This window comes from Muriicola jejuensis (assembly GCF_010671595.1).
Lineage (GTDB): Bacteria > Bacteroidota > Bacteroidia > Flavobacteriales > Flavobacteriaceae > Muriicola > Muriicola jejuensis.
In genome coordinates this window covers 40634-53227 of the sequence record NZ_JAABOP010000003.1, presented here as the reverse complement: position 1 = coordinate 53227, position 12594 = coordinate 40634, and the positions used below count along the sequence as shown (strand labels likewise).

Below are 12594 nucleotides of genomic sequence, written 5' to 3'. Positions count from 1 at the left end.
TCAATTTTTAAAGAACAGGGAGGGGAATAATTCCTGAGGTTTCTTTTTACTAAAAGTAAGTAAGAATGTCGATTTAAAAAAACCCAGCCCGTATCCCGAAAACTGAACGATTACAGCGAAAAGGGACAGGAAGGCGATGGTTGCCGAGCGATTTTTCCACCAGGAATCCACAAAGATCAAGGTCATGTAAAAAAGGTAGGCGTAGAACAGTACAGGAAACCCGCCCAGAGCCAGGATCACCGATATCAACAGGCCGGAGCAAAAGAAGAAGGGGAACCAGTACGTGAGCTTTCCGGTACCGGGATGCCAGAGGTTAAGGATAGGCCGGACCATGCCGAACTTCTTAACCTGAATATAAAATTTGCTAAAATCGATGCGTCTCTTGTGGTATACCGCGGCTCCGGAGATCAATTTGGAAGTATAGCCCAATCCCCAAAGCCGGATACTTAAATCTGGATCTTCTCCCGGGTGGATATTGCCAAACCCGCCTGAGGCCTCAAAAGCCTCCCTGGAAATACCCATATTGAAGCTCCTTGGCTGGAATGTGCCTGCAGCCTTCTCGTTCCCCCTTATGCCCCCCGTGGTCAGGAAAGCCGTCATGGCATAGTTGATGGCCTTTTGGGTATCTGAGAAATCGGGATGAGCCGTATCAGGCCCCCCGAAGAAATCCACATATGCCTCGCTGAGGGATCGATCCACCTCCTCCAGGTAGGTGGATGGGAGAATACAATCTGAATCGAGAATGATAAAATATCTTCCCTTTGCCTTCATCATCCCGTAATTCCTGGAATCTCCGGGTCCGCTGTTCTCCTTAAAATAATAGGAAATGGCAAGCTTTTTCCTAAAATCGCTGATCACCGCGTCCGACCGCAATTGGGAACCATCCTCTACGATGACCACCTCATAATCCCTGTCGTAGGACTGATGCAACAGACTCTCAAGGAGTTCCCGTATCTCCTCAGGTCTGTTGTATACCGGTATGATCAATGAAAAATAGGGTTGCATGGGTATTTTATAAACGGGGCCATCCTGAGAAAGGACGGCCCCGGATCTGTATTCTATTTTTGGGTCTCTATTCTGTGAATCTCTCGATGACCTCCTGGCTTACCCCTGTCATGGAAAACCCTCCATCGTGGAAGAGGTTTTGCATAGTCACCTTTCTGGTAAGGTCCGAGAAAAGGGAAACCGTGTAATTGGCACAGTCCAGAGCGGTGGCATTCCCCAGAGGAGACATCTTCTCCGCATAGGAAATAAAACCGTCAAAGCCCTTGACCCCCTGCCCTGCCGTGGTGGGGGTAGGCGACTGGGAGATGGTATTCACCCTAACTTTTTTCTCTTTCCCGAAGAAATAGCCGAAACTGCGCGCCACCGATTCCAGATAGGCCTTATTGTCTGCCATGTCGTTATAATCCGGGAAGGTACGCTGAGCTGCCATATAGGTCAGGGCGACGATACTCCCCCATTCATTCATGGCGTCAGCCTTGTAAAGGCTCTGCATCACTTTATGGAAGGAGAGTGCTGAAACGTCCCAGCCTTTGGCGGTGAAATCGTATTTTTCGTCTGTGTAAGCCCTGCCCTTGCGCACGTTCACGGACATGCCGATGGAATGGAGCACAAAATCGAGTTTTCCACCCAGGATCTCCATCGCCTGGGAGACCAGGTTCGCCAGGTCTTCCTCGCTGGTGGCATCTGCAGGAATGATCTCCGAGCCGGTCTTTTTGGCCAATTCATTGATCTGGCCCATACGCATAGCTATTGGAGCGTTGGTGAGGACAAAGGAGCCCCCCTCCTCGTGTACCCTTTCGGCCGTCTTCCACGCTATGGAATTTTCATCCAGTGCACCAAATATGATCCCTTTCTTTCCTTTGAGTAAGTTGTATCCCATGATTTTTTTCTTAGGTTCTGCGGTCTAAATATATTGATTTCGTTTTCAATTGAGCAATTGTTTGGCATGTGCCATGGCTGAATCCGACAGGGATTTCCCTCCCAGCATCTCGGCCAGTTCCACCACGCGCTCCTGAGCGTCTAGTTTTTTCATCTTCGTGCGCGTCACTTTCCCGTCGTCTTCCTTGTACACCTTGTACTGCTGATCGCCCTTGGAGGCTACCTGCGGCAAGTGAGTGATGGAAAACACCTGCATCTTGGACGACATCTGCTGCATGATCTCACCCATTTTATTGGAGATCTCCCCTGAAACCCCTGTGTCTATCTCATCAAACATGATGGTAGGCAATTGTTCATAGCGGGCCAGAATGGACTTGATGACCAGCATGATGCGGGAGAGTTCCCCTCCGGAAGCCACCTTTTTCAGAGAACCGTAATCTGCGCCCCTGTTGGCTGAGAATTCGAATTCCAATTGGTCCGTTCCCGTAGAAGTGAACTCATCGATGTGTCTTAGCTGTATCCTGAAGGTCGCATTAGGCATGCCCAGATCCTGCAGGGCGGTTTCAAGCTTTTTCTTCAAATCGGGGATCAGAGCGCTGCGACGTTCGTGCAACCCCGTGGCAAGCTTTGTCAGTGTCTTCTCGCCGGCCTCCACCTTTCCCTGAAGTTCACTGATCTCCAATTCGAGATTTTCGGTCCGGGCGATCCTGCTTGCCAACTCATCCCGGATCATTGCCAGCTCCTCTACCGTTGCGGCATTGTGTTTTTTCTGAAGGGCATAGAGTAATTGAAGCTTCCCGTCTACTTCCTCCAGCAGGCCCGGATTGGGCTCCACCTTTTCCTGCAAAGCCTCTATCTCAGAGACCACGTCCTCCAGCTCCAGGAAGACCGACTGTATCCTTTGGGACAGTTCGGCATAGGCCGAACCGTAACCTGCCAGTTTAGAAAGACTCGATTTCAGGGAGGAGAGGAGGTTCTGAATGCCTACCTCCTCATGGGTCAGCATCTGATGGCTCCCGTCCAATTGCTCCAGGATGCTCTCCACATTGGTGAGTTCTTCATAAGATGCCTCCAATTCTTCGAGGATCCCTGCCTGCAAAGGGGCTTGTTTTAATTCCTGATACAGGAAGGCGTTGTAATCCCGTTCCTTTTCAGCATCGGCCTGAGCGTTCCTGAGGTCCTGTAATTCCTTACGATCGGCCTGGTACTTCCTTAAGTGAGCCCGGTAGTCATTCAAAAGGGGCTTGTTGTCTGCCAGGGCGTCTATAACCTTTAACTGGAATTCGTTTTCGGTCAGTTCCAGGGTTTGGTATTGTGAATGTACATCGATGAGTCGGTCTCCCAGGGAAGAAAGGACGTCGAGGGTCACAGGGGTATCATTGATAAAGGCCCTCGATTTCCCGCTGGGCAGGATCTCCCTTCTCAGAATGGTCTCTGGGTCGTAATCCAGGTCATTGTTTTTAAACAGGTCCCTCAGGCCATATGGCTCTATCTGAAAGACGGCTTCGATGGTGCATTTCTGGGATTTATCCCGAAGAGTTCCCAGGTCTGCGCGTTTACCAAGGACCAGGGAAAGACCGCCCAGGAAAATGGATTTTCCAGCTCCCGTTTCCCCTGTAATGGTACTGAATCCCCGGTCGAAAGCCACGGCCAGGTCATCAATAAGGGCGTAATTCTTGATCGTCAGGTGCGTCAGCAAGGTCCAAGGCGTTAATTGTGCCGTAAAGATAACCGATTATCGCCTGTAAAAAAATGAGGGTTCTCAATATTTTATATCGTTCCAGGTAGAGGAATAGAAGGGCGCAACCTTATTCAAGGTGGTTTTAAGGGCGACCACATCTACCTTAGGACCGTCCGAAAAGATATTGAGGATCTCTTCGGATTTCGCATCGAAGAAGGTCTGTATGAGAAAGGCATTGGGCCTGCGCTGTATCAGGGTCTCAAAAAGGCGCATGGATCCGGATATCACCTGTTTTCCAGTGCTGTTGTTGTCTCCCAGTATATCGAGGCCTTTGCGATGGTAATTGTACATCGCGATGCGGTATTCCCTGAACGTATTCGAAAGCAGGTTGTCTACCAGGACAAACCTCGTGCGGTTATCCGTGGCCGACTGGTTCCAGCCCGCAAAATTGCTTCCCTGAGCCTGGGTCACGATCTTCTGTGCTTCCTTGAAATAATCCGTACCCCCTTCCAGGGCGTAAGTATCGGCGTCCAAACCAAGGATGATATATGCGTAATATGAAATTACGGATACCAGGTTGGAATCGAACACATTGGGATTGTATACGAGGGGTTGGAATTCGATGTATTCAAAATTGAACTGATTGTCCTTGTAATTGAATACCGGACTCTCATAGGTAGTGTTGAAAACGGGACGGGACGACTGGATCTGGATGTTGGCTTCAAAGCGGTTCGACTCAAAATTGGTCACTGTGATAAACATCCTGGCATTCACGCGTTCGTTTTCCTTGTATACCCGGTTCGTCCATTTATTCCTGTTCACGAAGTCGTTGAGGGATCGTTCCAGCGTCCTGAAGATCTGTTGGTTGGTCTGCCCCACCTGGTCTGAATTCACGGTAACGACGCAATTGAGTTCCTGGGCTCCCAGGGTGAACGAGCTTAAACAGACGATAAAAATAAGAAGGAAGCTACGCATGCAGTCTGCTGATGATTTCATTCCAAATATCCAGGGCGACCTCCGCCTTGGTCTTTACATCAAACGATTTTATGGTTGAATTCTTGTCTATAAAGGTGATTTTATTGGTAGAGCCGCCAAAACCGGCACCCTCATCCTTCAGTGAGTTCAGGACGATGGCGTCGAGGTTCTTGCTCTTCAGCTTTTTTTGGGCGTTTTCCAGTTCGTTCTCGGTTTCCAGGGCAAATCCGAGCAGGAATTGCCTCTTTTTCTTTTTCCCTAATTCCATAAGGATATCCCTGTTCCTTACCAGTTCAATCGAGAAGCGGTCCTCCTTTTTCTTGATCTTCTCCCTGGCCGCATTTTTGGGTCTGTAGTCGGCTACGGCAGCCGCTGCAATGGCTACATCGGCCCCTTCAAAAGCCTTGAGGGTAGCCTGATACATCTCCTCTGCCGTGGTTATGCGGTACAGGTGGATCGAAGTATCCTGAACACCCAGATGAGTGGGACCCAGGACCAGGGTAACTTCAGCACCTAAGGCCGCGGCCTTTTCGGCGAGTTCGATCCCCATAAGGCCGGTGGAATGATTGCCGATATATCGCACGGGATCTATAGCCTCATGAGTAGGACCTGCGGTGATCACGACCTTTTTGTTTTCGAGGGGCAGGCCACGCTTCAGGTGACGTGTGATAATTTCGATGATCTTTTCGGGCTCCTCCATCCTGCCTTCGCCGGAAAGCCCACTAGCCAGTTCGCCGCTAGCTGCAGGGATCAGGATATTTCCAAAGGATTGAAGCTTTTCCAGGCTTTGCCTGGTAGAGGGGTGACGGTACATATCCAGGTCCATAGCGGGGGCGATGTAGACCGGACATTTTGCGGAGAGGTAGACCGCCAGCAGGAGGTTATCACAGGTCCCGTTGGCCATTTTTGAGAGGGTGTTGGCCGTGGCCGGCGCGATGAGCATCAGGTCGGCCCAAAGACCCAGCTCCACGTGATTATCCCATTCCAGCGTTCCTTCCTTTTCCTTTATAAAATCGAGGTGGACAGGGTTTTTGGACAGGGTAGCCAGCGTAAGGGGGGTAACAAAGTCAGAGGCGCTTTCCGTTAAAACCACTTTAACTTCAGCGCCTGCTTTGATCAGTAATCGAACAAGAAATGCAGATTTATAGGCGGCAATACCTCCTGAAATTCCCAACAGGATCTTCTTGCCGGCTAGCATTTACTGTTCGTCTTTCTCCGTGTTCCTGTGGTAGATCTTGTCCTCAAGCCATTCGGTGATGGCCATGGCATGGGGTTTAGGAAGTTTCTCGTAGAACTTGGAAACCTCTATCTGCTCCTTATTCTCAAAAACTTCTTCCAGACTGTCACTATAGGTGGCAAATTCCTCCAACTTTTCGAGCAACTCCTTTTTGATCTCAGAGTTAATCTGTACCGCGCGTTTAGACACGATGGAGATCGCCTCGTAAATATTTTCAGTCTTCTCATCGAACTCGTTGCGGTTGATGGTGACCGTGGAGACAGGTGCCTTGGTGTTCTTTAAATCATTCATAATTATTTGGATGTAGTTTCTTGATCTCTGTATTGGGACAATTCTTCGTTTATGCTCTCCATAAGGTTGTTGGCCTCCTTCATAAAAGAGGTCTGAGGATAATATCTCAAAAGGTTCTTATAAGCCGTTTCTGCAGTTTCCAGGCGCTCCTGCTTTCTGTTTTCCGTGCTGTTCAGCGCCAGGTTTGAAGTTGCTACCAGTTTCAGGTACAATGCCTCTTCCCTGAAAATGGTACCTGGAAAATCCGAGATAAAATTGTCGATGGCGGCAACGGCGGAGATGCTGTAATCCAGGATATAGGAATTCCCCAGTTTCGTGAACTGCTTGGCGATCTCAAAGGCCTTCTTTTCCTTCTTGGTGGTCAGCTCTTTGGCCATGGCATTGGCTTCAGCCAGGAATTCCGATTCCGGGTAGGTATTGATAAAGCCCTGAAGTTTCAAGAGAGCCTTATCGGTATCCGTCTGGTCCAGGGAGTGCCTGGGCGAGAGCATATAATAACTTTTTGCACCGAGGAAGGAGGCTTCCGCAGCCTTGTCACTATTCGGATACGACTTCAGGAACCTTTCAAACTGGTAGCCAGCGAAGTTGTAGTTTTTGATCTGGAAATACGTTTCTGACAGGAAAAACTGTACCCTTTCGCCCTGCGGTTTGCCGACATACTTGGGAGCTATCTGCTCAAAAAGTCGATTCGCCCTTTTGAAGTCCTTGGCCTCATAGTATTTTTCGGCCAGGTCGTATTTCGCCTTTACGTCCTCATTCTTGAGCACTTTTTGATACTCACTGCAGGATCCGAGCAAGATAAGGCCCATGGCCAGTGGTAAAAATCTTCGGAGCATTAAAAACATTTTGCAAAATTACAGATTCCCTGTGGAATATAAAATAAAATCTCCATCACAAACATACGGTGCGTGAAGTCTTAAGGCGCACGCGTTGAGGAAGTTTTAACGTTAAGACCTCAAATTGTGATGGCAAAGGGCTCTATAAAGGAGGAGATCTTGGATTTCAGTTGAGGGGAAGCCTCCACCAGGGGAAGCCTTACCCCTGCTCCGGAAATCCCCAGAAGTTCGAATATAGCCTTTATTCCGGCCGGGTTCCCTTCCTGAAAGATAAGATCCATCCCCGGCTTGAGAGCCTCGTGGATCTGTTGCGCCTTATCGTACTCTCCGTTAAGGCCGTGACGCACCAGACTGCTCATCTGTACAGGCATCCCCTGACCCAGAACGGAGATCACTCCTATTCCACCCTCCAGGATTGTTGGGAGTGCGGTAATGTCATCTCCGGAGATCACATTAAACCCCTCGGGAACGGTGCGGATGAGTTCCCTGATCTGATCCATATTTCCACAGGCCTCCTTAATGGCGACCACATTGGGACAATCCCGGGCGATCCGTGCCACGGTAGAAGGAAGCATATTGCTACCTGTTCTCCCGGGAACGTTGTATAGGATGACAGGCAAAGGGGAGGCATCGGCCAGGGCTTGATAATGACGATAGATCCCTTCCTGTGTTGGTTTGTTATAATAGGGGGAAACGGATAGAACGGCCGTAAATGCCGAGAGGTCCGATTTCTTTAATTCGTCCACTAACCTCGCGGTATTGTTCCCGCCTATACCGATCACCAGAGGCAAGGAACCGTTGTTTTCATCGATCACGGTCTGTACCACCCGGGTCTTTTCCGACTCGTCCAGGGTGACAGCCTCGCCCGTTGTGCCGAGGACCACCAGGTAATCAACCCCCCCGTCTATGCAGTGGCGAACGATCCTACGGAGGGCCGGCAGATCTACTGACCCGTCTTCAGCAAATGGGGTGACCAGAGCCACACCGGTTCCATATAATTGTTCTGTCTTCATATTTCGTTCATTACGAGCAAATACTTCTTCAGTTCTGAAGCAAACGTTTTGAAATCCTTCATGGGTGTTTGAAAGATCAGGTCGTTTAGGTCAGTGTCGACTTCTGCAAACCCCGCCTTGATCCTGGCCTGAGTCTTTACGGTCATCAGTTTGAGGATGAGGGCATCCTTGGTGTAATAATTAATCAAAAGGTCATACTCCTTACTGAGGAATTCGAGGGCGTAACTATTCTCAACGGCCCCACCCCAACCCAGGTCTTTGTCTGAAAAGACCGGTGTTGCATAGGGGGAGTTCTTGTCGTAAAACGCCCTGTAACCCATGATCTTTACCGCATTGGGCCTCAGATCCAACAATTCCACCAATTGGTAGAAGGATTCTGCATTTTGAAAGCTGTCCAGATCCGCGATTACTCCCACCAGACCGATACCGGTTTTTTCGGTGGACCGTTCCCGTGCGGAGAGAAGTTCATTCCTCAGGTATCGCTCTCCCGATTTCTGTTTGAATTTATCCTTGAGGGCCGTTAAAAACATTTATCTTTACGTTTCCACAAAGGTAATTATTCTCCCTGCATCCGTCCGAGGTAAAATTACCACCTTTGATTTACTTATATATGAAACAATTTGTTTTATTTATAACAATTGGACTGTTGATATCCTGTGCCAGGGAACCTTCCAGGCTCCATGCCGTCTCCGGAGAACAAGTACCTGTAAACTCGGTAATTATCCCTGATGATTCCATCGAGTCCTTTATCAAACCTTACCGAAAACGTGTAAACGAAGTACTCGACAGTGTCCTTGCGTACGCCCCAGTTACTCTCCAAAAGACCGATGGGGAGCTGAACTCCTCAGAAGGAAACCTGATGGCGGATATCATACTTACCCAGGCCAGGCCCATCTTTAAGTCCCGCACTGGGAAGGAGGTAAACATGGCCCTGATGAACTACGGGGGGATACGCAATGTGATCTCGGCCGGCCCTGTGACGGCCAGAACGGCCTTCGAGGTCATGCCCTTTGAAAATTTCATCGTGGTCCTCGAACTTTCCGGAAGCACGGTGCGCGAAATGGTCCAGTACCTTATAGCATCTGACAGACCCCAGCCCATGGCAGGATTCCAGATTGTCCTCGGCCCAGAGGGAGATCTTCGGGCCGTCAATGTGGGAGGGGCTCCGCTGGATGAGAGAAAGACCTATTATCTGGCGACCATTGACTACCTCCTGGAAGGAGGTGGAAATGCCGATTTTTTAAAGCAGAACACCCAAGTAACCGATCTGAACTACCTGGTCCGCAATGCGATGATCGACTATTTTACGGCAGTGGATACCGTAAAGGCAAGGGTAGATGATCGTTTTATCAAAAAAATGAACCCGTGAAAAGAAGGTCCTTCATAACGAACACCATGGCCGGGGCAGGTTTAATGAGCCTGGGGCCTTCCTTGCTTACCAGCTGTTCCTCTTTCTCCAAGAAACACATCACCATCCTGCATACCAATGACGTCCACAGCCACCTGGATCCCTTCCCGAGGGAACATGCCACCTATCCGGACATGGGTGGGGTGGCGAGACGCGCCTCCCTCATTGCACAGATCAGGGAGGAGAACCCCCATACCCTGCTCTTCGATGCTGGGGATATCTTCCAGGGCACTCCCTATTTCAATTTTTATGGAGGTGAACTGGAATTCAGGTTGATGAGCATGCTCAAATACGACGCGGCCACCCTGGGTAACCACGATTTCGACAACGGTATAGATGGACTCCTGGCCCAGATGCCATATGCCAAATTTGATTTCCTTTGCGCGAACTACGATTTTTCCAACACCGTCATGGAGGGTATGACAACCCCCTACAAGGTCTTTGAAGTCGACGGGGTCAAGGTGGGGGTATTTGGCCTGGGTATCGACCTGGACGGCCTGGTTACCAAAAAACTCTACAAGGAAACCCGCTACCTGGATCCCGTGGAGATTACCACAGACACCGTACGAATCCTGAAAGATGGAAAAGGGTGCGACCTGGTGTTCTGCCTGTCGCACCTCGGATACGAATACCGGGATCGTGAAAGGGCCAGCGATGTGATGCTCGCCACCCGCACGCAGGATATCGACCTGATCATCGGTGGCCATACCCATACATTCCTTCCGGAACCCGTGGTGTACAGGAATCGGAAAGACCTTCCCGTTCTGGTCAACCAGGTGGGATGCTACGGGATCAATTTGGGCAGAGTTGATTTTTACTTTGACAGGGCTAACATAGCCGAGAGTCAGGGTGTATCCATTTCAGTTTAGATCCCTAAGTGGATTACCCTGAAGTACTTACCGCCCCCCTTTTATTAAATTTGAATCTGTCATCTTACCTAACAGACTACAGTATGCGGTGGATATAGAAATTTTAAATTAGAATTAATTTTTTCCAATTAAAGAATTCAAAACAATAGTTCTTTGGTTGTTGCGTAACTTTAAAAAAAAAGTAAATCAATATGAGCACAGTAAAAGCATATGCCGCTTCAGAGGCCGGGGCCTCATTAAAACCTTTTTCCTATGAACTGGGGGCCTTGAAAGATGAGGAAGTAGATATTAAAATCCATTATTGCGGAATCTGTCACTCGGATCTGAGCATGCTCAATAACGAATGGGGTATGACGCAGTATCCCTTTGTTCCGGGACATGAAATCGTGGGAGAGGTTACCGCTGTTGGGGATAAGGTCAAAAAAGTAAAAGTAGGGGATCGCGTGGGACTGGGCTGGAATTCGGCCTCCTGCATGCATTGCGAACAGTGTATGGAAGGGCAGCACCACCTCTGTTACAATCTGGAGTCCACCATAGTGGGCCGTCACGGAGGTTTTGCAGACCGCGTCAGGGGCCACTGGTCATGGACTGTGCTCCTGCCCAAGGACATTGACATGGCTAAGGCAGGTCCGTTGCTCTGCGGGGGTATTACGGTGTTTAACCCCATTATCCTGGCCGGCGTAAAGCCCACAGACAAGGTAGGCGTCATCGGTATAGGTGGACTCGGGCATATGGCATTGAAATTCCTCAATAAATGGGGATGCGAGGTCGTGGCCTTTAGCTCCAATAAGGACAAGGAAAAGGAAATCCTGAAAATGGGTGCCACCAGGGTCGTCAATTCCAGAGACCCGAAAGCCCTGGAGAACATCAAGGGAACCCTGGATTTTATCCTGAATACGACCAATGTGACCCTCGACTGGAATTCCTATCTGGAAACCCTTGCCCCTCGGGGGCGGTTTCACAACGTAGGAGCCGTGCTGGAACCAATGGCCATTCCCGCCTTTACTTTGCTGATGGGTGAGAAATCCGTGGCGGGCAGTCCATTGGGAAGTCCGGCTCTCACGGCTACGATGCTCGAATTCTGTGTAAGGCATTCTATCTATCCTCAGGTTGAAGAATTTCCGATGTCTAAGGTCAACGAGGCAATGGAACACCTTGAAAAGGGGAAAGCGCGGTACAGGATCGTCTTAAAAGCCCAGTAATTCCTTTAGGTTCCACCTGAATTCTTCCTCCAGGGAATGAGAGGGCCTATTGGCCCCTGCCCTGCTGTACCAGTAATCCGCGTTCCAAAGGTCCCCTTCTTTCCGATGCAGATACGCGTGAACACGAGCTGCCTTTGGGGAGGAAAGACTGTCCACACTCTCATGTGCCCTGGACCAGTTCCCATTGGCGTCCCACCACAAGGCCTTTAGTTCGGTCGGCCATGTATCCGGAGGAAGGGTACTCTCCAGGCTGTCTGCAAATTCCTTTATATTCTTAGGAAGCTTCAAGAGTCTTTCGATAAGTTAATTACGGGATTCGGACATAAAATTAGGGGTTTGATCCTTAAATGGAGAGATTCCCCCTGGAATTCTACATATCTTTTGACTATAACCAAAACCTAAAATTCAATACGATGAGAAAAATGTTACCTATTGCCTTTCTGGCGGTCTTTTTCCTTATGGGAAACGTGGCTCCCGCCCAGGCTCAAGAAAACACCAAAGAACCTATCTGGGAATCAATCATACTCGTTCCCGATAACACAAAACTGAAGGTTCTCGGCGAGAATATGCGCAAGCACAATATGAAATACCACAATGCCGGGGCCTTTAAAACAACGGTATACAATATATCCACGGGACCCAATTCGGGGAAAATAGTCTGGATGATGGGGCCGATGCAATACAGCGATCTCGATACCCGCCCGGCAGCAGGAGGGCACGACGAGGACTGGCGGGACAACATCATGCCCTATGTCAAGCGCATCGAGCAAGGGGAATACTGGAAAGGAATCACTAAATGGTCCAACACCGATATGCTTACCGGCGGAGCTGCAGAGTATCCTATCCTTTTCATCCGATACTGGGTGGTAAATCAAGAGCACGGCTTTGGCGTGGACACCCACCTGGAATTTATCAGTTCAACCATAAAAGCAATACCTGGGGTTCATCCCTGGGGTGTCTATGACAACGAGTTCAGGCAGGGAAAAATAGGACGACATCTGGCCACGGTCTCTTTCAATAAGAACTGGACCGACTTTGGTACATCCTGGCCATTTAGGGCGACCTTTGACAAAGTCCACGGAGCAGATAAATGGAATATGTTCAATGAAAATAGAGATGCCACATTTACAGACTCTTGGGACGAAGTGTGGGTGTATGACAAAGCCCTGAGCGGAGATTAAGCCACCTTTGAACAGAA

14 protein-coding genes are annotated in these 12594 nt (G+C 49.4%); 4 read left to right on the top strand and 10 right to left on the bottom strand.

Features of this window, described 5'->3' with window-relative positions:
* From GWK09_RS11115 to GWK09_RS11075, 9 genes are all read right to left on the bottom strand, one after another.
* Window positions 1–1005 carry a glycosyltransferase gene (locus tag GWK09_RS11115; RefSeq protein ID WP_163693497.1) on the bottom strand — a complete coding sequence of 335 codons (1005 nt, stop codon included), beginning with the start codon at window positions 1003–1005 and terminating at the stop codon, window positions 1–3.
* Window positions 1006–1072: 67 nt separating this feature from the next.
* Window positions 1073–1885: an enoyl-ACP reductase FabI gene (locus tag GWK09_RS11110; RefSeq protein ID WP_163693496.1), complete on the bottom strand. Its 813-nt coding sequence runs from the start codon at window positions 1883–1885 to the stop codon at window positions 1073–1075.
* 45 nt (window positions 1886–1930) lie between these two features.
* Complete coding sequence (gene recN, locus GWK09_RS11105; protein ID WP_163693495.1) at window positions 1931–3583, bottom strand: DNA repair protein RecN; 1653 nt, start codon at window positions 3581–3583, stop codon at window positions 1931–1933.
* A gap of 63 nt (window positions 3584–3646) precedes the next feature.
* The gene (gene porD / locus GWK09_RS11100) at window positions 3647–4540 is read right to left on the bottom strand and encodes a type IX secretion system protein PorD (protein WP_163693494.1); all 894 of its coding nucleotides are present in this window, start codon (window positions 4538–4540) and stop codon (window positions 3647–3649) included.
* Window positions 4533–5738 carry a bifunctional phosphopantothenoylcysteine decarboxylase/phosphopantothenate--cysteine ligase CoaBC gene (gene coaBC / locus GWK09_RS11095; RefSeq protein WP_163693493.1) on the bottom strand — a complete coding sequence of 402 codons (1206 nt, stop codon included), beginning with the start codon at window positions 5736–5738 and terminating at the stop codon, window positions 4533–4535. Before coaBC ends, porD begins: the two co-directional genes overlap by 8 nt.
* Window positions 5739–6068: a DNA-directed RNA polymerase subunit omega gene (locus GWK09_RS11090; RefSeq protein WP_163693492.1), complete on the bottom strand. Its 330-nt coding sequence runs from the start codon at window positions 6066–6068 to the stop codon at window positions 5739–5741.
* A 2-nt stretch (window positions 6069–6070) separates the two neighbouring features.
* Window positions 6071–6913 carry an outer membrane protein assembly factor BamD gene (locus GWK09_RS11085; RefSeq protein ID WP_163693491.1) on the bottom strand — a complete coding sequence of 281 codons (843 nt, stop codon included), beginning with the start codon at window positions 6911–6913 and terminating at the stop codon, window positions 6071–6073.
* Window positions 6914–7023: 110 nt separating this feature from the next.
* Entirely contained in the window at window positions 7024–7917 is an 894-nt protein-coding gene (gene dapA, locus GWK09_RS11080) for a 4-hydroxy-tetrahydrodipicolinate synthase (RefSeq protein ID WP_163693490.1), read from the bottom strand.
* On the bottom strand, window positions 7914–8447 hold the full coding sequence (locus GWK09_RS11075; RefSeq protein WP_163693489.1) for a DUF6913 domain-containing protein: 534 nt from the start codon (window positions 8445–8447) through the stop codon (window positions 7914–7916). The genes dapA and GWK09_RS11075 overlap by 4 nt, the downstream gene beginning before the upstream one ends.
* 80 nt (window positions 8448–8527) lie before the next feature.
* Here GWK09_RS11075 and GWK09_RS11070 point away from each other — a divergent pair, with 80 nt between their 5' ends.
* From GWK09_RS11070 to ahr, 3 genes are all read left to right on the top strand, one after another.
* The gene (locus tag GWK09_RS11070) at window positions 8528–9286 is read left to right on the top strand and encodes a 5'-nucleotidase C-terminal domain-containing protein (RefSeq protein WP_204260434.1); all 759 of its coding nucleotides are present in this window, start codon (window positions 8528–8530) and stop codon (window positions 9284–9286) included.
* Window positions 9283–10194, top strand: coding sequence for a bifunctional metallophosphatase/5'-nucleotidase (locus GWK09_RS11065; RefSeq protein WP_163693488.1), 912 nt, complete (start codon window positions 9283–9285; stop codon window positions 10192–10194). Before GWK09_RS11070 ends, GWK09_RS11065 begins: the two co-directional genes overlap by 4 nt.
* 191 nt (window positions 10195–10385) lie before the next feature.
* A complete protein-coding gene (gene ahr / locus GWK09_RS11060) occupies window positions 10386–11396 on the top strand; it encodes an NADPH-dependent aldehyde reductase Ahr (RefSeq protein WP_163693487.1) in 1011 nt (336 codons plus the stop codon).
* Here ahr and GWK09_RS11055 read toward each other — a convergent pair.
* Window positions 11382–11684 (bottom strand): hypothetical protein, encoded by a 303-nt coding sequence (locus GWK09_RS11055; protein ID WP_204260433.1) that lies wholly within the window; start codon window positions 11682–11684, stop codon window positions 11382–11384. The genes ahr and GWK09_RS11055 overlap by 15 nt on opposite strands.
* Before the next feature lie 125 nt (window positions 11685–11809).
* On the opposite strand from GWK09_RS11055, the gene GWK09_RS11050 reads away from it, so the two are divergent.
* On the top strand, window positions 11810–12577 hold the full coding sequence (locus tag GWK09_RS11050) for a hypothetical protein (RefSeq protein ID WP_163693486.1): 768 nt from the start codon (window positions 11810–11812) through the stop codon (window positions 12575–12577).
* Window positions 12578–12594 lie beyond the last annotated feature (17 nt).